The sequence below is a fragment of the Kutzneria sp. 744 genome (assembly GCF_000568255.1).
Lineage (GTDB): Bacteria > Actinomycetota > Actinomycetes > Mycobacteriales > Pseudonocardiaceae > Kutzneria.
In genome coordinates this window covers 6,302,079-6,321,259 of sequence record NZ_KK037166.1, presented here as the reverse complement: position 1 = coordinate 6,321,259, position 19,181 = coordinate 6,302,079, and the positions used below count along the sequence as shown (strand labels likewise).

Sequence of the window (19,181 nt, the reverse complement as noted above, 5' to 3'; positions counted from 1 at the left end):
CGCTGGTGTGGTGGTGGGGCCGCCGGAGGTGGAGCTCAAAGGCTAGACCTGAAAATCGGCGACGGCTACGCCGCACCCCTGGCGGTTACCGGGTACCCGGCCGAGGTCGGCGCCGGCTGGCTCGAGCCCCTTCTGTGCTACCCCGGCCGTCTGGACGTCGCCGTGCACATCACCCCCATCCCACCCGCGATCGCCGCCGGGCAGCTACGCCGCCAACGCGGCCGACTGGAATCCACCCGCCGCGCCCGCGCCACCCGCGACCGCCTCGAAGACCCCGAGATCGACGCCGCCGCCGCGGACGCCGCCGGCATGGCCGGCGCACTCGCGCGGGGCGAGTCGAAACTGTTCACCGTCGGGATCTACCTCACCGTCCACGCCCCCACCACCGAGGAGTTGGCGGCGGAGGTGGAGCAGGTCACCACGCTGTGCGCATCACTGCTGCTGGACGTGCAGCCAGCCAGCTTCCGCACCCTGCAAGGCTGGATCACCAGCCTCCCCCTCGGTGTGGACTGCCTGCGGATGACCCGCACCCTGGACACCGCCGCGCTAGCCGCAGCGTTCCCGTTCACCAGCGCCGACCTGCCCACCACCGACCCCGTCGACAGCAGCGCGCCCGGCGGGATCCTCTACGGGGTCAACGCCGGCAGCGGCGGCCTGCTGCTGTGGGACCGGTGGGCCCAGGACAACTACAACTCCGTCACCCTGGCCCGCTCCGGCGCCGGCAAGTCCTACTTCACCAAACTCGAAGCCCTCCGGTCCCTGTTCGACCGGCGCCGCAGCGACCCCGACGGCAGTGAGGGCGTGCAGGTGTTCATCATCGACCCCGAAGACGAATACACCCGCCTCACCCGCGCTGTCGGCGGCGCCTACCTGCACCTGGGCGCCCAGGGTGTTCGGCTCAACCCGTTCGACCTACCCCCTGGCGCCCAGGCGATCCCGGACGCGTTGACCCGACGCAGCCTGTTCATCCACACCCTGGTCGCCGTCCTGCTCGGCGAACCCCTCCCACCGCAGATGCGGGCCGTGTTGGACCGCACCGTCACCGCCACCTATGCCTCGGTCGGCCTGACCGCGGACCCGCGCACCTGGCGGCGACCCGCCCCGATCCTGGCCGACCTGGCCCGCATCCTGGCTGCCGATGCCGATCCGGTGGCACGGGAGCTGGCCGCGCGGCTCACGCCGTTCGTGTCCGGCTCCTACCAGGGCCTGTTCGACGGCCCCACCACCGTCACCCCGGACCGTCACCTGGTCACGATCAGCCTGCGGGACCTGCCCGACGAACTCAAACCCGTGGGCACGCTGCTGGCGCTGGACGCGGTGTGGCGCCAAGTCCTCAACCCGCACCACCAACGGCGCCGGCTGGTGATCGTGGACGAAGCCTGGCTGATCATGCAACAGGAGGAGGGCGCGAAGTTCCTCTACAAACTGGCCAAAGCGGCCCGCAAGTACTGGGCCGGGCTGGCGTTCGTCTCCCAAGACCCCGCCGACGTGCTGGCCACCGATCTGGGCACGGCGATCGTGTCCAACGCCGCCACCCAGATCCTGCTGCGCCAAGCCGCCCAAGCGATCGAGCCGATCACGGAGGCATTCCGGCTCTCCGACGGCGAACGCGGGTATCTGCTGGCCGCGACACCAGGGGACGGGCTGCTGATCAGCGGCTCCAGCCGGGTGGCCTTTCACGCCATCGCCTCCGACGGCGAGCACCGGCTGTGCACGACGGACCCAGCCGAACTCACCGCTCTCCGGGTCCATAGTGGACTACCCGAGCAGGACACGGATGATGGGCTCGACCCATGACACCACAACAGATTCCGCCCTTGCCCGACGTGGCTAGGCATGTCGCTCAGTGGTGTCAGCAGGTGTGGGAGCAGCACACCACTCTGGTCCTCGTGGCGGCCCAACTCGCGGTGTTCGTCGCGTTCGGGTGGCTGCGAGCCCGGCAGCTGATCCGCGACTCCTGGCACGCCCACGCCCGCCTGGTCGAGGTCCTCGCCCCCGCCGCCCTGGACTTCCCGACCACACTGGCCGGCGGGCGGCGGGTATGGACCGATCTGATGGGCATCGCCCACCCCTGGCGGCGGCGTCTGCTCGGCGGCCAACCCCACCTCGTCCTCGAATACTGGCTGGCCCCCAACGAGATCATCGTCCGCGTGTGGATCCCGGGCCCGGTGCCGCCGGGCCGGGTGGAAAACGCGATCCGGGCCGCCTGGCCCGGCGCCCTGATCACCCACACCACCGAAGGTCCATCGACGCTGGACGCGGCCGGCACCGTCACCGGTGGCACCGTGCGCCCGGAACGCGCCGAGCACCTCCCCCTGCGCGTGCCGGACGCCCGCACTGACACGGATCCGCTGCGCAGCCTGGAATCCCTCGCCACCGCGCTACGGCCGGGCGAGAGCGTGGTCGTGCAGGTTCTGGCCCGGCCCGCGGTCGGCCGCCGGCTACGCCGCTACCGCGCCACCGTCCGCCGTGTCCACACTGGACGATCCGCCCGCACCTCGATCATCACGTCACTGATCGCCGGGCTGGTACGGGAGATGCTGGATCTCGTCATCGGCAGCCGCCCGCACCACGCGACAACGTCCACGGAGGGGCGGTGGCGGCCCACCGATCCCCAGCAGGCCGAGGAACTGCGGGAAGTCCGCGCCAAAGCGACCCTGCCGCTGTGGGAGGTCGCCCTCCGCTACGCCGCCGCCGTCCCCGGCAGCGGACGCGAGTCACGGGACCGGGCACGCGGCGTCGCGGACGGGGTGTTCGCGCTGTTCGCCTTGTTCGCTGGCCGCAACGCCCTGGCCCGTCACCGCCTCCGTCATCCGGCCACCGTGGTGGCGGGGCGGTCGCTGCGCCGTGGGGCGCTGCTGTCGGTCGCCGAACTCGCCGCCCTGGCCCACCTACCCACCCGCACCACCGAACTGTCCGGCAACCGCACCCGCCCAGTACCCGCACCCCACCAGGTCACCGGCCACCCGCACCACTGACAGCACGGCGTTTCTCCATTTCCCTCATTGGGGGTTTGCCATGCCCGCCTCCACCCACCCCACCGAGCAACCGGAGCCATCGGGGCCCCGCCGAGTGGCCCTCGCACCACCCGACGCACCCTCACGGCGTGCGCCGAAAGTGGTGGGCCGCACCGACGCCGGCCCCGACCACCCGATCCTGCTGCAGGTCCCCGACGCCCGCTACCACCTGCACGTCTGCGGCGCGACCGGCACCGGGAAATCCACCGCCCTGCTCAACATGGCCCTCGGCGACATCCACGCAGGCCGGGGGTGCGCGGTCATCGAACCCCGCGGCGACCTGATCCGCGACCTCCTGGACCGCCTGCCAGCCGACGCCGGAGACCGGCTGGTACTCATCGATCCGGACGAAACCCACGCCCCCGCCTCCCTCAACGTCCTGGACCCGGCGGGGCAGGGCGGCGAGGCGGTCGCCGAGTACCTCGTCTCCACCCTGCACCGCCTGTATTCCGCCTGGTGGGGACCCCGCGTCGAGGACACCCTGCGCGCCGCCTGCCTCACCCTGACCCGCCAGCCCGGGGCGACGCTGGCCGACATTCCGCTGCTGCTGACCAACGACGTGTTTCGGCGGCAGGTCACCGCGCAGGTCCGCGCCGAAGACCCGGCCGGGGTGGGCGCGTTCTGGCGCGCCTTCGACCAACTCACCCCCTCCGCGGTCGCCGCCGCGGTCGGACCGGTGCTGTCCAAGCTGCGGGCAGTGACCACACGCCGGTTCGTCGCCGACCTGTTCGGCACCGCCACCAGTTCCTTCCACCCCGCCGACATCCTCGACGGCGGGATCCTGCTCGCCCGCCTACCCAAAGGCGAACTCGGGGAAGACACCGCACGGCTGGTCGGCTCGCTGCTGGTGGCCTCACTGTGGCAGGCCACCCTGGCCCGCACCCACCACCCCGAGCAGTCCCGGCTGGACGCGACCATCTACGTCGACGAAGCCCAGAACTTCGTACACCTGCCCACCCCGCTCGATGACGCGCTCGCCGAAGCCCGGGGCTATCACGTCGGGTTCGTACTGGCCCACCAGCACCTCGACCAACTCACCACCCCGTTGCGGACCGCGCTGGACGCCAACGCCCGCAACAAACTGTTCTTCGGCGTCTCCCCAGCCGACGCGCGCCACCTCGCCCCACATGTCGGCCCCTACCTGGCCGCCGACGACCTGCACCACCTCGCGGCGTTCCACGCCGCCGCCCGCCTGGTCGTGGGCAACACCGACACCACCGGCTTCACCCTGCGCACCCTGCCCCCACCGCCCGTGATCCCCGGTCGCGCGCAGGTGATGCGGGTCGCGGCCCGCCGCCAGGGTCTGTCCGCCCAGCAACGCCACGCCCACGCCACCCGCCGCCGCACCGCCGCCGCGCGCACACCGGCAGCACCCACCCCGACGGTGCCCATAACCGACCTGTAGCCCACCGTGTGAAAGGACTCGATCCCCATGGCACTGCCCGAACCCGATGCCCGCCGCAGCAGCTCGCGAACCCCGTCGGTGTGGCGGCCGGGCGGCGACCGCCCCCGCCAGGCCGATCCGATCACGGTGCTCGGGCGGCTCACCGGCCGCGACCGCTACCTACTGGAACTGCTGGCCGACCACCAGGTGCTGACCACCGAACAGATCGCGGCCCTCGCTGGGTTTCCCACACTCGATCGCGCCCAGCACCGCCTGGTCCGGCTGTTTCGCGCACATCTGCTCGACCGGTTCCGCCGGCCCGGCTGGGACGGCACCATCACCTCCTGGCGCTACGCACTCGGCCCCCTCGGTGGCGCCCTGGTCGCGGCGATGCGCGGCACCACCCCACCCCGCCCCGGTGTGATGCGCCAACGACTGCTGCGCCTGGCCGCCCACCCCGCATTGGAACACCTGCTGGGAATCAACAGCTTCTTCGCCTCGCTGACAGCACATGCCGCCACCGAACCCGGCTCCAACTTGGTGGCGTGGCTGTCCGAGCGGCAGGCCACCGACGCCTGCAGCACCCTGGCCCGCCCCGACGGGCTCGGCGTGTGGCACCACCCGCACGGCCGCGTGGTGTTCTGCCTGGAATACGACACCGGCAGCGAACCACTCACCCAGGTCACCGCCAAACTCCCCGGCTATCTCGACCTCGCCCTGGCCGGCGGCCCCCACCTCACCCCGCACAACGAGCAGCAGACCGACAACGCCGCACCGATCGGGTTCTGGCTGCTGCTGCACCTGCATTCCGCCCAACGCGAAGCACACCTGCGCACCCACCTGGCCACACGACAGGCCCTCGCGCATCCACCGCACGGTGTCGTCCCGTTCGGCATCGCCACCACCAACGCCGACTACACCCACCTGCACAGCCCGGCCGCCCAGATCTGGCTGCCACTCGGCGGCAGCCAGCGGCAGACCCTGGCCGAGCTCACGCATCACCGCTCGCGTTCCGAATCCGACGGCACCCGAACCTAAACCATCTGTCCACACGGGACGATCATGAGGGGGAGGGCCGTGCAGATCATCTCCACGACCAAGGCCGCCGTCATCGGCGGCGCCTGTGTGCTCCTGCTGCCCGTGGTATTCATCGCCGCCGCGGTCGGCGGCCTTGCCTCCCGGCCGGCTGGCGGCAGCATCACCGACTGCGCCGCGACAGGGGCCACCACTGCGGTGGCCGGTTATCAGCACGACCAGATCGCCAACGCCACGACGATCGTCGCCGTCGGCAGACAACTCGCCGTCCCACCACAGGGCTGGGTCGTGGCCATCGCCGCCGCACTCCAGGAATCCGGCCTGCACAATCTCGACTACGGTGACCGGGACAGCCTCGGCCTGTTCCAGCAACGCCCCTCCCAGGGCTGGGGCACGCCAGCGCAGATCATGAACCCCAGCTACGCCGCCACCCAATTCTACCAGCATCTGCTCGCCGTGCCCGGCTGGCAGCAGATGAGCGTCACCGACGCCGCGCAAGCCGTGCAACGCTCCGGGTTTCCCGGTGCCTATGCCCAACACGAGCAGGCCGCGCGGGACATCGTCGCCGCGCTGACCGGTGTGGTCTGTACCGGTGTCGCTGACGTCGCCAGGGATTGCGACTCAATTCAGGCATCCAACAATGCGGCGCTGAACGCGGTGCTCTATGCCTGCCGACAGGTGGGTAAGCCCTACATCTGGGGTGGCGACGGTAATCCCGGCTTCGACTGCTCCGGCCTGACCCACGCCGCCTACGCCGCCGCCGGCATCACACTGCCCCGCGTCGCCCAAGATCAATACAGCGCGGGTCCGCAACTGCCTACAGGCCAACCACTCCAGCCCGGCGACCTGGTTTTCTTCGGCACCAGCACTACCACCATCACGCACGTCGGCATCGTCATCTCGCCCGCCGAGATGATTGACGCCCCGGATGTGGGGCAGCAGGTCCGGGTGGACCGGATCGGTAGCCATGCCGGGGCTACCCGCCCCACTATCCACACCCAACATTAATCTCGTCGTGTAGATCTCAAACTGATGCCGTGATCCCACAAGCGACGTCACACAGGTGTCGTATACGACATTACGGTGAGGTTTCCGCCTGCGAATCACAACCTTACTTAATGTCGAACCAGCGGGGTGGTGTCGCCAACACGTCCACACCCACTTTCCGCATACGGTACGGTAGATCACTACCAGGGTAGACCATAAGGGGGCACGGCTTCTATGTCTGACAACAGAGGCAACGAAGTTAAGGAGTCGGTACGCAGAGTCCTTTGGCGGCAATCTAACGGGATGTGCGCCATCTGCAAAGCAGAGCTGAGCACCGGAATAGGATATCGCGCGCCAGGGCCTAACGTTGCCCACATCGTTGCTCTCGGCCAGTTTGGCCCCAGATCAGATAACTCGCTTTCAGAAGGCGACAAGAACGCTTTGGCGAATCTGATACTACTGTGCCCAAACTGCCACGATAAGGTCGACAAAAGTCCAGATCACTTCACTAGAACTACACTAAGCGCATACAAGGTAAGTCATGAGAACTGGGCGTCAACCTTGCGCGCCGCCGGGCAAGCCTGGAATGCACGTTTCCAAACGGTCGATTTTGTCAATCTTCCCAGGATACTAGCACTACCCGGCGGAGAAGCCATCTGGGAGGTCGCCAAAGATGTTGGCATCGATGACGAGCGGTCGTTTTTCGAAAACGGCGCACGGAGTGGTCTGTTTGTAGCACGAGTCCAGCCAATATTTGAAACCTTGAATACCCGAGCAATACCGCTGAACGCCGAGACAGTCGAAACGATGGTTCCCGGCTGCCTAGTCTCGTTTGAGGCCAACATGCGGTCCTCAAGCTCTCCAGGTTCGGCCGGATTTTCACCGTCAAAAGCGGGGAGGGCTACTTATCCCAGCCTCAGGTTTGCTTTAGACAGAAAACTTGTGTCGATCCGGTTCGATCCACGCTGGTTAACCACAAACACCGCGTTCGCCGATCTTTCGATGGCAGAGGAGGAAGATACAGTGTACACCGGAATCGGCACAGTGGTGGGTGTGACAGACGGAAGCATACGCCTCTCGGCGCTAGTATTCGGAAAGCCAATGACAGACGAGGTGACACTCTTCGATAACCTCTTGCTTGAGTCTCACTCCAAGAATGTGCCTCGATCGGCGAGGGTGGATGACTTCGCTTTTCGCCCTCCAAAGTGGCTGGCAGATTCAACCTCAACTGGCATCATCTCGTTTAACGAAGTGCCGGAAGATCAAAAAACTACTGTTGCCCTTCGTTTCAACGAGGATGCAGTTCTACCCGATCAGATCGAACGAATGTCGTTTCCGACACTATTGAGGACGACTCGAGAAATCAACCGAAATCTCTCAGTCTCGATCGGGAGCGAGCTACTATTCACCCTCAATCAGGCTGGCATTCGCCGCGGGAGAGCCGATCGTTACCCCTCGATGAACGTCGCAGCTCTAGTTGTTTCAGATTTCCCTGTCGCAGATATACCCATCCTTCACGCAGCAATGCGCATTCACGCCCCCATCTATCTCGAGTTGGTCGAGGTAGACCCAACCCTACCGTCTGACCAAATTCTATACCTTAGGAACATGACCCCGAGGTATCGAATCGCCGGGTCGCGCCTATTTTTGATCTCACCCTCTCATCATCGTGATGACGAATGGATTGAAGAGTGGAGAGCAACGAAGATCTTTAACTCGGTCGATTGGGATGAGCCCAGCAACCAAGAAGAAACGGGTTGACGCAGGAAGCAACTAGATGTCTACTTTAGATGGCTATCCAAGGTCGCCGACCGCTATTCGCGACCGACTACCAGTCGCGCCGATAGAACTCAAGCGCGGTAATGACTCGAAGTATGACCGGAAGCTCGACGAGACGGCATTGATACCCAGTGGCAAGTATATTCCAGGTCTTGAGATGAGAGATTCATCGCTCTTCTGTGTCAGCGGTGTGGAGGGGTTACTGCCAAGCCTCCTCAACCGGCCCTTATTGCTGGATGCCTTCAAGCCGTATCTGCATCAGCGGTTCAACGCGGGCTACACCGACGCCGCCGCCCTGACTGCGGCGGTGTGCAGGCTTGACGCCGAGATCGTCGGAGGATCGCGACCGGGTGATGGGCGCGTGGATGGACGACCCCAACGGCGAGGGCGTCATCCTGGCCATGTGGGGAACGACGTTCCGGGTGGTTGCGTGATCGCGCAGCCGTGGGGGCTACGGCCCGGAGATGCCTGGCGTGACGAAGGCACTGTCGGCGGGCGCGACGTGCTGCGGCATATACGCCAATCCCAAGAGCGGCAGCCAGGACAGCATCCTGCGTGACGGCGAGGTCGTCGGCTGGGACCTGCATCCTGGCGGGATCCTGGCGAGGACGGCGACGTGCCGTTTCCTATCTGTACCAGCACGACGCACTGGTGTCGATGTCCGAAGTGGACTGCACGGATGTCCAAAGTCCTCTGTACGCCAGGTGATCTAGTTCTAGTGTGGCCCTGTGCGCGAGGTGTCGTTCGATCGGGGAGGCCGGCCTCCCGGCCGCTACCGTGCCGGCCGTGTGCACCGACCCTGACGCCCCGGACCTGACCGACCGCACCATGGCGCGGCTGGAGCTGCTTCGGCGTCCTTTTGGTGGGATCTTTGCCGCATGCTGTTGCCCCCTGGGGCCCCATGGACGCGCGGGGATCGGGGGCAACGGGTCCGCTTCGCGATCGCCTCAGAGGTTGACGAGCTGGCGCATCCGGCCGCGCTGGGTGGGAAGCTCGTCTTCGAGCTTCAGCCCGAGTGTGGGCAGTTGCTCGGCTATCTGCTCGGGGGTCAGCGGTGCGGTGACGGGGATGTCCCAGTAGGTGGTGGCGGTGTTCCGGTTGGGGTCGGGATCCACTTGCCGTTCGGGTCGACGGCGCGAATGCGCTTCACTTTGCCGTTGACCACGTAGACGATGGCCTTGAGCGCGTTCTTCTTCGCGTTGGCCAGCGGCCAGTACTTGCGGTCGGCGTCGAGTTGGACGGCCTCGGCCTGGCTGGTCTCCCCGTAGGGCCGGCCGTCGTCGTCGACCCCGGCCACATCCTTGCCTCGGTAGACGATCAGGGCCACGTCGCCCTGCTTGGCCAGCGCGCGGTAGGCAGTGGCACGGCTGGTGTGGAAGGTGTCGGCGATCTGCTCCACGGTGTGCTCCTCGGATTCGTACATCTGGCGGGCCATGCGAGTCTGGGTCTTGGTCAGTGCGGCGGGGCGCCCGCCGGTGCGGGCTCAGGGGTGGTCGGACAGCAGCCCCTCGTAGACGTCGTCGGCTTGGGTGTCGTAGGCGGACAGGTCTGGGGCCTGTCCGGGTCTGCGCCGCTGTCCTCGACGGGCCGCCGAGGCGGGCGCTCGCTCATGACGGCTGCCGTCCCGAGACGATGGCGGCGGAGGCCAGCGTGTTGTCGATCCACTGGACGAACTTCAGCGGGTTGCCGTCGAAGTGCTCGCGCACCCGGTCCATGATCGCGCGGGTCTCGTGGCCGGGCAGGAAGTCCCGTTCGCTGGTGGCCCCGCAGCCGCAGGCGCAGGCCCGCATGAGGAACTGCTGCTCCTCGGGCAGCGCCACGTAGCCGACCGGGTTCATCGACCCGTTGTCGACTGGGTCCGGCTGGCCGATGTACGCGTCGTACATCGGGTGCCCGGCGCCGAGCAGGCTGCCTTCCAGAGCGACGCGGTCCCCGTGCGCGGTGAAGTCCGTGACCTCCGCGACCGCGCGGACCGCGCCCTCGGCGACGACGAGCGCGAACCGCACCCGGGGCAACTTCTCGGCGGACATCTTCCAGCACCCCCGACCGGCTTTCCATGCCTCTTCCTCGGTCATCCGAGGGAAGAAGCCGACCGAGGAACGCCCCAGGGGGTCCCCCTCCACCGGCGTGTAGCTACCAAGCCTAAACCGGACCGCCATGTTCACCTCCATACTCGCATGCCACACCTAGCGCATGTAGACAGTTAATCATGACATGACCGATTGGCAAAGTATCAGCCATCAGCCCGTGGGACGGGTTCGCTCGGGTGGAGTGGAACTCTCACCTTCGGTAGGCGCGCACAGCGGGGACGGGATCGGGCACCCGTGTGAGCTGCACCGGTTGATGGCGCAGAAGTTGCAGCGCTTCTTGGCCGCGCGGGACCGTATGAATGTTCCCTGCTGGCCGTGTCGTCGCGGCGACGTTGTCCGACCTACGGGGCATCATTGCTGAATGACCGCGCAGCTGTTCGGACCCGGGGAGCTCGCCCGCGTGCTGTGGGAACGACGCCATGCTGTGCACCAGCGGCTACAGGGCTGGGATCATGACGACCTGCTGCTCCAGTCCGAGGCCGACGTCATCGAGGTACTCAAGGCCGAGGCGCTGATCGAGTGCCCCGTCCTTGATCGAGCGGCGGCTCACATGGACGGCCACCCCACTGAGCTGATCCGACCGTTCAAAGACTTCGGCGAGACCGTGGACCGCCAGGTCACCCGCTACACACTGGTCGTCCCGTTCGTAGGCGACGAGCAGGTGTTCCAGCTCAGCGCCAGCGTCAGGACACCCGAGCCACCCCGCGGCCACCTTCGCCCAGGTGAGCTCAGTGTGTTCTACACGACTGACGGCATCACCATGCCGGTCGCCGAGCAACTCAAGGCGGCGCTGAACGCCGAGGTGGCCAAGGTCGAGCAGTACCTGGAGTTCGCCAGGAGCGACATCCGCACCCACCAGTGGGAGATCGAGTCCGAGCTGCCCGGGCTGGTCGCCGATCGCCGGGCCAAGCTGCTGTCCGACCGGCAGCTCAACGCCAGCATCGGCTTCCCGGTCAAGCGCCGCGGCGACGCCGACACGTACACGATCCCGCTTCGCCGCACCAGGCTGACCGTCCGCGCCACGCCGAGGACTCCGGCCCAACGGTTCACTCCCGAGCCGGCGCTGGCCGACGACGACTACGAGGCGGCCCTGGCCGTCCTGCTCAACGCGCGCAACGCCTTCGAGCGCACCCCGTCGATGACCGCCACGCTGCATGAGGAGCAGATCCGCGACCTGCTGCTGCTCCTGCTCAACGCCCAGTTCGAAGGCGCGGCTGCCGGCGAGGTGTTCAACCGACACGGCAAGACCGACATCCTCATCCGCGTCGACGACCGCAACGTGTTTACTGGCACAGCAGCGTGTTCGGCCAGTGCGAATTCGTGGGCCGGGCGTCGCGGCGTGTAGCGCGGTGCCGGGGAGGCGCGACAAGCCCCACGTGACTCAGGACAGGGACAAACGGCGCAGGGTGGTGGCGGCCGTCCCGTGGGGCGTGTCCGGGTTGGTTGCGGCGTTGGTGGGAGCCGCCACGGCAGCCGGTTGGATCGACTGGCCTGTGGCCGGGGTGTGGCTGACACGCCACACCGTGGGCCTGATCTGGGTCGCGCTGGTCGTGGTGTTGATCGGCGGGGCGATCTGGCGAGTCCTGCCTCGTCACGTCGCCGATCTGCTGGTCAACTGGGCACGTCGTGGGGCCAGCCTGTTGCCCCGCTGGGCCCGACGTCGAGCCAACGGTGCCATCGCCAGTGCGGCGCGGCCGCCGTTGAGTTGGTGGATGGTCGCGGTCGCCGTAACGGTGGTTGCCCTCGTGGCGTGGGGTGCCACCAGTTGGCTGTTGCAGGTGGCCAGTACGGCGAAAGACCCGGCCGCCGCGCAGGTCGAGGCGATCAAGACTGGGCTTAGCATCGCCGCTGGCACCGGCGGGGTGTTCGCACTGTTGCTGGCGGTTCGCCGGCAATGGCACCAAGAAGTCAGCACCGCAGCTGATGCCACGTACAAGGAGCAGGTGGCGGCAGACACCAAGGCCGACGCCTCCGCCCGCCGCATTACCGAGCTGTACACCAAGGCCGCCGATCAACTCGGCTCGGACAAGGCATCGGTCCGACTGGCTGGCCTGTACGCGCTGGAGCGACTGGCCCAGGACAACGAGGACCAAAGACCCACCATCGTGCAGGTGCTGTGCGCCTACCTGCGCATGCCCTACACACCACCTAAGGACGTGCCCGAACCCGACGCCACGAGCGAGCAGCGCCAAGACCATCGCGACCTCGTCCAAGAACGCGAAGTCCGCCTAACCGCTCAACGCATCCTGGTCACACACCTGTGCCCCGGCTCCGACCCGGACCACCCCGACTCGACGTTCTGGCCCAACACATCACTCGACCTCACCGGCGCCACCCTCATCGACCTCGACCTGAGCAACTGCCACCTCCATATCGCCCGGTTCGCCAATGCGCAGTTCACCGGACATGCCGGGTTCGGCGGGGTGAGATTCGCCGAGGACGCCGAGTTCGGCGGGGCAGTGTTCACCGAGGACGCTTGGTTCAGTGGGACGAAGTTCACCGGAACCGCCAAGTTCGGCGGGACGCGGTTCGGCGGGAACGCCCAGTTCGGCGAGGCGGAGTTCGCACGGGACGCCCGGTTCGGCGGGGCAGTGTTCGGCGGAACCGCCAGGTTCGGGATGGCGCGGTTCGGCAGGAACGCCGAGTTCGTTGAAGCGGAGTTCGCCGGAACCGCCGAGTTTGGTATGGCGCGGTTCGGCGGAACCGCCGGGTTCGGTATGGCGCGGTTCGGCGGGGACGCTTCGTTCGGCTTAGCGCAGTTCACCGGAGACGTCACCCGATTTGTCCAGACGCAGTTCGCCCAGAATGTCGAGTTCGTCGCGGCGGAGTTCACCGGAACCGCCGAGTTCGGCGGGACGCGGTTCGGTAGGGACGCCTGGTTCGGCGAAGCGCAGTTCGCACGGGACGCCCACTTCCTCGGGGCGCGGTTCGGCGGGGACTCGGGGTTCGCCGGGGCGCGGTTCGGCGGAGACGCCAGGTTCGGCGAGGCCCAGTTCACTGGGGGGACTTGGTTCGTCGGGGCGCAGCTCGTGGGGAACGCCGAGTTCGGCAAGGCACAGTTCGATGGGGAGACTTGGTTCGTCGGGGTGCGGTTCGGCGGGAACGCCAGGTTCGTCGGGGTGCGGTTCGGCGGGAACGCCAGGTTCATCGAGATGCAGTTCGCACGGGACGCCCGGTTCAGTGGGACACAGTTTGCCGAGCACGCCGGGTTCGGCGGGACGCAGTTCGCTGGACGCGCCTGGTTTGATGGAGTGAAGTTCGCCGTGGGCGTCGGGTTCAAGCACATCGCACCAGATGAGGAGCCGTTAGACGAGTCGGGGCAGTGTTGGGTTCGAGTGGACGTGCCTGACATGGTGGCGCGAGCAAGGGTCTGGCCAGCTGGTTGGATGGTGCAGGCACTGGACGGACATCGCCCCCCTGGTCAACACGAAGGTCAGTGGGGCCAGCTCATGCGCACACCACCGGACCCCAATACGGGCACCGATGAGTCGCTCCTTGATACCGAGGACGACCTTGCCACCGGCCGCACGCCAGCACTTCCGGAGCCCGCGGCCGAAGCGCTGGAATAGACCTCACCTGGTTTACCGGCAACGTGTTCAGCCAGTGCGAATTCGGAGGCCGCAGTCCGGGCCGAGTGGTTCGATGCGAGCGTGACCATGCTCAACGAGGACGAGTCGAAGTCCCAGCTGCGGAAGATGTCCGACACCGCCGTGGCATGGATGGACAGGAAGATCAACCTGCCGGGGTTCGAGGTCGCGGCGGGTAGCGAGGTCGCGGACGACGATGTGCACGTCCATCCTTACCTGGTCTCGACGGCGGTGAGCGTGGGCTTGCACGCCGCGATCGATCATCTGCATGCGTTCTACGGGCTTCTGTGGTGCAGCGGGTTTCTGCACTCGAACGCTCCTTCAAGTCTTCTCCGTGGTGCGTTGGAGGCGGCGTCCAGCGTGGTCTGGCTCCTCGAATCAGACGACAGGGCCGACCGCGTTCACCGGGCGTTGCGCTGGTACTCGAAGGACGCCTCCGATGGCAAGAGCGCGATGAGCGGAGGCGGCCCCGCCGGGGTGTTTGAGCAGCGGAAGGTCAAACTCCAGGAGATCGCTGTCGCTCACGGACTGGATCCGAGATCCGTCAGGGACGGGTTCTCCAGCACTACGGCCGTGACGGCGACGAGGGACTTCGTCGGCATCGAGATCATGGACGTGTTGTTGGCCTGGCGGCTGTGTTCTGGATACGCCCATGGCCGACTCTGGTCGCAGTTGGGCTACGCCGACACCACGGCCACGCCGATCGCGGGCACGCCCGGCATGTCGTTGGTGGCGTTCACGCCCGGTTACGACCGGTTGCTGCCGTTGGCCGTTGCCGCCCACCAGTCCACCAGCGCGGCGATCACCTTGTTTGACCAGCGCGCACGCTGACCGCGGTGCCGTGATCAGGGGCGGCTTCCACGACCGGAAGGATAGGCCGGTGACGTTCAACGACTTAGACAACCAGGGCGACGGATTGGCCGCCCGTGTGAGCAGGCTCGAGGCTCGAGTTGCCGATCAGGCTCGCCAGCACCGTCAGCACCGCAACGACATTGACGCCATCTACGAGCGGCTCCCAGCCGCCGGGGAGCGCCCGGTGGCGTTGCGAGTCACCGGGTGGACCACGTCAGTCGGTCCTCGCTACGGGTCGTTGGATTGCCCGATGTGCGCGTCGCCCGCCTTGGTCGTGGAGCTCCGCAAGCAGGCTCAGGCGGACGGTGGTGCGAGGTGTCCAAATCCGGCTTGCGGTCACCCCGTCGATCCGGCAGCCCTGCGTTTGCGGGTCAGCTGAGCGCGGGCCTCGCCGCATGTGAGCGGCGTGTTCTGTTCGCATCTGATGCGATAGCACCTGGTTCATCGGCGAGTGCAAGTTCTACGACGGCCCCAAGGTCGTCGCCGACGCGCTTGACCAGCTGCTCGACTACCTCACCTGGCGCGACACCAAGGCGGCGCTGCTGCTGTTCGTCCGCGACTCCGATGTCACCACCGTCACCGCCAAGGCCGTCCAGAAGATCAAGGAACACCCGAACTACAAGCGCGACGGTGCGCTCCAGACCGAGGAGCGCGTCGACTTCGTCCTGCACGCCAGCGGCGATGAGGCGCGGGAGATCCGGCTCGCCTTGCTGCCGGTGCTCGTCGGAGGCACGAAACGCCGCATGTCGTAGATCGGGTCGGCGACGCTATCGGGTATCCGACGTCGACCCGGTGGCGCCTCCAGACGGACGACGGCGAATCACGTGCTGGTACAGCGTTGCCCGGCTCACGCCGAGCAGGTCGGCGACCGAGCTGACGGTGTTGCCGGGCTGGGACAGCATCTCCTGGGCGCGCACGAGCAGTTCCGGGCTGAGCGCCTGTGGCCGGCCGGCCACGTGTCCGTGGTCCCTGGCCTTGGCCATGCCGTCCTTGGTGCTGATCGACATGAACTCGCGTCGGGTCTCGACCAGCGCGTCCACCGCGTTGCCGAACACTTCCTGGTCGATCGAGTCGACGGTGGTGTCCAGGTCGTCGAGCAGCGAGCGGAACCCGATCCCGCGTTGGTGCAGGTCCCGCATGGTGTCCAGCAGGTGCCCAGGGACTTGCCGAGCCGGATCAGCTTGCACACCACCAGGACGTCGCCGGCGCGCAGCTCGGCCAGCAGCTGCTCCTGCTGTGGCCACGGCATCCGACGTGGGACTTCGTCGTCGGCGAACACCCGGTGGCAGCCGGCTGTTTCCAGTGCGGCGAGCTGCTCGGCGATGTCCTCGCTGGGCCGGGTGTGGGCGTAGCCAGCCTCGAGGCACGGTTGGGTCGCGTCAGGAGTGGAGTGTGCGCACGCCTGCTGCTGTCGCCACAACTGCGCCAGCGGCGGCGGTGTGGGTAGGGTGGACGTCGCCGATGCCCGTGCCGATCAACCCCGTATAAGGGGTGCCGGTGGCGTCCACCGCCAGGATGCGATGGACGAACACCGGAGGCTGGGCACCGTCGAGGTCGATGACGTTGTAGTGGGAGGCCAGCTCGAACACAGCCAGGATCGCCGCCCTCGTCTGCACCCCGTCGGGGTCCGTCGTCGGGGACAACCCTGCGATCTGGGTGTGCAGCGTGGACTCACCGGGCCGGACGGTGATCGAGACCGAGGCGCGGTCTGGGAATTCGCCGCCGGCGCGCAACTCGCCGATCTCCTCGACGATGTTGGCGGCAATCGCGGCGAGTGAGTCCCCGACGCGCAGGTAATCATTGCCCGTAATACACCGGTGCGTGAGCGCGGAACTGGTCACAGTCAACCTCCAGAACAGAAATCCACGGGGAACGCCGAGACGCCGACATCCGTGCTGCCCGACACCTACGGCTCGTCGATGGCCGAGTAGCGACCGTGCGAGTTGAACACTGCCGAGACCGCTTTGTGAGCGCGCGAATCGCGCTTCACGAACCGAACAAGCTGGGCCGGTCAGCGCGCCAGTGCCGGCTCCTGCACGATCGGCGCGCGGGATGCCGCAAGGGCCGGTTCGATGACGGCGTCGCCGTCGCCGAGCATGGTGGTCACCAGGTGGGCGTAGGCGACGCCATCGTGGGTGGCGGTGATGTTGGTGGATAAACCGTGCCTGCTGTGGTTGCGCCAGGTTCACGCGGTTGTAGTGGCTAGCCAGCTCGAACGCCACCCGCATAGCCGCGTGGGTCCGCATCCGGTCGGGGTCGATCCCCAGGGGCAGTCCGTTGATCGTCGTGCGTAGCACACCGACGGGTCCAGTGATGTCGGCGACGATGGTGAACACCGCTTGGGCCGGGATCATGCCGTCGGCTCGGACGTCGGCGACGTCGATGCGTACCCGCTCGGCGATCCGGTCCAGCGACTCGCTGGCGGTCCAGGCGTAGTCGTTCCCGACCATCCACACCGGAGCATGCCGTGGAGGAGTTGCGGGGTCGCGGGTGTCGGTGGTCATCAGGTATCTGCTCCTTGTTTCGGTTGCTGGGCATAGGGATGCCCAGCCGGTGAATTCGGGTCGGCAGCCGCGCATGTCCCGGTTTCGCGTGTCATCCGAGGGGCGGTGCGGATCCATCCACGCTCGATCACCGCGGCCATGTCAAGCCCTCCTCCGGGATGCACCGGATCGGGGTAGCCACACTCGATTGAGCAACAAAAATCCTTGCTGTGCAGGGGTTTTCGCCTTGACTTCGTTCTCGCATGGAGGGTGGATGGACCCGTAGCCCGAACACGCCCGGCAGCGCACCGGCGGACTACACCCGCCCCCGGGGGCATGACCATGATCCCTGTTCGCACGACAAGGAGGTAGCTGTCATGCCCAGCACGACCCCCACAACCCCACACACCCCGACGATGTCCGCGCCCGCCAGCGACTCAGCCGCCCAGCCGGCAGCCATGACGGCCGAGGACAAGGTGCGGCAGGCGCTGCACGCCACCCGTGGCGCTACTGCCGCCGAGATCGCTGTAGCCGCAGGGGTCGGCGGTTCGACCGCCCGCAAGATTCTGGCCAGGCTGGCAGAAGAGGGCGGCGCGGTTCGCCAACCCGGTGGCACCCCGCGCACCGCCGACCGGTGGCACGCCGCCGATACCGCCGCCGAGACGACCACAGACCAGGAACCCGACCAGACCGCCCTCCAGGGCAACGTCGTCGACTGTCGGGAGGAATCCGCAGCCGACGACCAGCCTCTCGACACGCACTCGCCAGCCGCGGATGCCGAGCCCGCCACCACCAGTGAGTCCTCTGTAGACGCCTCTGCGGCGGCTACCACTGTCGCCGGCCACGGCGGCTCGGCGTCCACGACAACGGTTCCCCGGCTACGCCCCGGTGATCTACGCGGGAAAGTGGAGGATCACCTGACCGCGCACGCGGGTATGGAGTTCACCCCTGGCGAGATCGCCCGCGCGTTGGGCGGGCGCTCGGCCGGGGCCGTGGCCAACGCGCTCGCGACACTGGCCTCCACCGGGGTAGCGCGCTTGTCGTGTGAGCGGCCCAAGCGCTACACCCGCGCTGGCGACGACGCCGCGACGCAACCGGTTGGATGACGCGATTGCCCGCGCAGGCGGTGTGACCCCAGAGGCCGTTTCGGGGGCCACGCCGCCACACGGACACTGGTGACCGTCCCGACCGGCCGGGACGGAGCAGGCACGGCAGTTGTCCGACGGGGACACAACGCCAAGACGGAGGATCAGACAGGCCAGTTCCACCAGACTCGTTGACCACCACAGAATGCCAGCGCACACCACCAGTGAAGCCCCGACAGATCGTGATCAGTCTGGCTCATCGGCCCGATTTCAGCTGACCGGCCCTGTCCTGCCAGTTCCGCGCGTGTAAGGGCCCCGGTAGCGCCCCGGTGCTACCCCGTCCTTGAGACGGCGCCTCGACGGCCATCCTGACGGGGCGGCTGCCGGATTCCCCGACCGCGGCTCGATTGCTGTCTTTGTGGCGGCAGCAGCACGCGTTGCCGGTGAACGTCCGCCGTCACACAGAAAGTCTGGAGCGCAGTTCCGGTTCGTCGTGTGGTCCCTGTCATGGAACCATAGATCGGCGCGCGTGGTGGTCGGTGTCCGTGCTGCGCCCAGCGGGAAGCAACGCCATGGTGGCAGGGTCCGGTTCGGCGTCGATGTCGGCCAGCCGAGCCTGCAACAGCCGGTACGCGGCGTGCGCGGCCTGCGGCCGGCCCGCCCGCACGTGCAGGCGCATCAGGTGCTGATACAGCTGCTCGGCATACGGGTCCAGGCCGATCGCGGTCGACAGTGCCTCGACAGCGTGGTCGGGATCGCTGTCGCTGACCAATCGTGCGAGCCGGACCAGCGCGTCGATGGCTTGCTGCCGCAGGCTTTCCCGCACCGGCTCGGCCCACGCCCCGGTGATCGCTTCCAAGGGAGTCCCTGCACGACACAGCG

At 67.2% G+C, this 19,181-nt stretch carries 15 protein-coding genes and 3 pseudogenes; 11 read left to right on the top strand and 7 right to left on the bottom strand.

The window, feature by feature from the left end; genetic code table 11:
• The first annotated feature begins 48 nt into the window (after positions 1-48).
• From KUTG_RS28715 to KUTG_RS59110, 7 genes and pseudogenes are all read left to right on the top strand, one after another.
• A complete protein-coding gene (locus KUTG_RS28715; RefSeq protein WP_084581359.1) occupies positions 49-1,797 on the top strand; it encodes a VirB4 family type IV secretion system protein in 1,749 nt (582 codons plus the stop codon).
• 62 nt (positions 1,798-1,859) lie between these two features.
• Positions 1,860-2,978, top strand: a complete 1,119-nt coding sequence (locus KUTG_RS28710; protein WP_043721161.1) for a hypothetical protein — start codon at positions 1,860-1,862, stop codon at positions 2,976-2,978.
• A 142-nt stretch (positions 2,979-3,120) separates the two neighbouring features.
• A complete protein-coding gene (locus tag KUTG_RS28705) occupies positions 3,121-4,422 on the top strand; it encodes a type IV secretory system conjugative DNA transfer family protein (protein WP_157494837.1) in 1,302 nt (433 codons plus the stop codon).
• A 27-nt stretch (positions 4,423-4,449) separates the two neighbouring features.
• Entirely contained in the window at positions 4,450-5,439 is a 990-nt protein-coding gene (locus KUTG_RS28700) for a replication-relaxation family protein (protein ID WP_052395529.1), read from the top strand.
• Between the two features lie 39 nt (positions 5,440-5,478).
• Complete coding sequence (locus KUTG_RS28695; RefSeq protein ID WP_232241003.1) at positions 5,479-6,444, top strand: C40 family peptidase; 966 nt, start codon at positions 5,479-5,481, stop codon at positions 6,442-6,444.
• 60 nt (positions 6,445-6,504) lie between these two features.
• A pseudogene (locus KUTG_RS66460) lies at positions 6,505-6,555 on the top strand (hypothetical protein); the annotation flags it as partial.
• Between the two features lie 171 nt (positions 6,556-6,726).
• A complete protein-coding gene (locus tag KUTG_RS59110; protein WP_232241001.1) occupies positions 6,727-8,184 on the top strand; it encodes an HNH endonuclease signature motif containing protein in 1,458 nt (485 codons plus the stop codon).
• A gap of 1,066 nt (positions 8,185-9,250) precedes the next feature.
• Here KUTG_RS59110 and KUTG_RS28690 read toward each other — a convergent pair.
• Both KUTG_RS28690 and KUTG_RS28685 read right to left on the bottom strand, forming a co-directional pair.
• Positions 9,251-9,661, bottom strand: a pseudogene (locus KUTG_RS28690) (hypothetical protein); the annotation flags it as partial.
• 148 nt (positions 9,662-9,809) lie between these two features.
• Complete coding sequence (locus tag KUTG_RS28685; protein ID WP_232240999.1) at positions 9,810-10,232, bottom strand: NCBP3 domain-containing protein; 423 nt, start codon at positions 10,230-10,232, stop codon at positions 9,810-9,812.
• A 421-nt stretch (positions 10,233-10,653) separates the two neighbouring features.
• Between KUTG_RS28685 and KUTG_RS61745 the strand changes: the two genes are divergently transcribed.
• The 3 genes from KUTG_RS61745 to KUTG_RS28670 all read left to right on the top strand — a co-directional run bounded on the left by KUTG_RS61745 (position 10,654) and on the right by KUTG_RS28670 (position 14,710).
• The gene (locus tag KUTG_RS61745) at positions 10,654-11,637 is read left to right on the top strand and encodes a hypothetical protein (RefSeq protein WP_052395527.1); all 984 of its coding nucleotides are present in this window, start codon (positions 10,654-10,656) and stop codon (positions 11,635-11,637) included.
• 64 nt (positions 11,638-11,701) lie between these two features.
• Entirely contained in the window at positions 11,702-13,861 is a 2,160-nt protein-coding gene (locus KUTG_RS54000; RefSeq protein WP_198047342.1) for a pentapeptide repeat-containing protein, read from the top strand.
• A 126-nt stretch (positions 13,862-13,987) separates the two neighbouring features.
• Complete coding sequence (locus KUTG_RS28670; protein ID WP_157494835.1) at positions 13,988-14,710, top strand: hypothetical protein; 723 nt, start codon at positions 13,988-13,990, stop codon at positions 14,708-14,710.
• 392 nt (positions 14,711-15,102) lie between these two features.
• Here KUTG_RS28670 and KUTG_RS59105 read toward each other — a convergent pair whose 3' ends face one another.
• From KUTG_RS59105 to KUTG_RS28655, 4 genes and pseudogenes are all read right to left on the bottom strand, one after another.
• On the bottom strand, positions 15,103-15,402 hold the full coding sequence (locus KUTG_RS59105; protein WP_157494834.1) for a hypothetical protein: 300 nt from the start codon (positions 15,400-15,402) through the stop codon (positions 15,103-15,105).
• A 96-nt stretch (positions 15,403-15,498) separates the two neighbouring features.
• Positions 15,499-15,714: a helix-turn-helix domain-containing protein gene (locus KUTG_RS66455; RefSeq protein ID WP_369794656.1), complete on the bottom strand. Its 216-nt coding sequence runs from the start codon at positions 15,712-15,714 to the stop codon at positions 15,499-15,501.
• A 33-nt stretch (positions 15,715-15,747) separates the two neighbouring features.
• Positions 15,748-16,010, bottom strand: a pseudogene (locus tag KUTG_RS66450) (recombinase family protein); the annotation flags it as partial.
• Positions 16,011-16,110: 100 nt separating this feature from the next.
• Complete coding sequence (locus tag KUTG_RS28655; RefSeq protein ID WP_052395524.1) at positions 16,111-16,572, bottom strand: hypothetical protein; 462 nt, start codon at positions 16,570-16,572, stop codon at positions 16,111-16,113.
• A 1,100-nt stretch (positions 16,573-17,672) separates the two neighbouring features.
• On the opposite strand from KUTG_RS28655, the gene KUTG_RS28650 reads away from it, so the two are divergent.
• Positions 17,673-18,320, top strand: a complete 648-nt coding sequence (locus tag KUTG_RS28650) for a hypothetical protein (protein WP_157494833.1) — start codon at positions 17,673-17,675, stop codon at positions 18,318-18,320.
• Positions 18,321-18,804: 484 nt separating this feature from the next.
• Here the strand turns inward: KUTG_RS28650 and KUTG_RS28645 are convergent, their stop codons facing one another.
• On the bottom strand, positions 18,805-19,158 hold the full coding sequence (locus KUTG_RS28645; protein ID WP_043721150.1) for an AfsR/SARP family transcriptional regulator: 354 nt from the start codon (positions 19,156-19,158) through the stop codon (positions 18,805-18,807).
• Between the last annotated feature and the right edge of the window lie 23 nt (positions 19,159-19,181).

Coding starts and splice junctions, on each gene's coding strand:
- KUTG_RS28700 (WP_052395529.1), top strand. CDS start 4,450: ATGGCACTGCCCGAACCCGATGCCCGCCGCAGCAGCTCGCGAACCCCG.
- KUTG_RS59110 (WP_232241001.1), top strand. CDS start 6,727: ATGTGCGCCATCTGCAAAGCAGAGCTGAGCACCGGAATAGGATATCGC.
- KUTG_RS28685 (WP_232240999.1), bottom strand. CDS start 10,232: ATGTCCGCCGAGAAGTTGCCCCGGGTGCGGTTCGCGCTCGTCGTCGCC.
- KUTG_RS61745 (WP_052395527.1), top strand. CDS start 10,654: ATGACCGCGCAGCTGTTCGGACCCGGGGAGCTCGCCCGCGTGCTGTGG.
- KUTG_RS28670 (WP_157494835.1), top strand. CDS start 13,988: ATGTCCGACACCGCCGTGGCATGGATGGACAGGAAGATCAACCTGCCG.
- KUTG_RS66455 (WP_369794656.1), bottom strand. CDS start 15,714: ATGGCCAAGGCCAGGGACCACGGACACGTGGCCGGCCGGCCACAGGCG.
- KUTG_RS28650 (WP_157494833.1), top strand. CDS start 17,673: ATGACGGCCGAGGACAAGGTGCGGCAGGCGCTGCACGCCACCCGTGGC.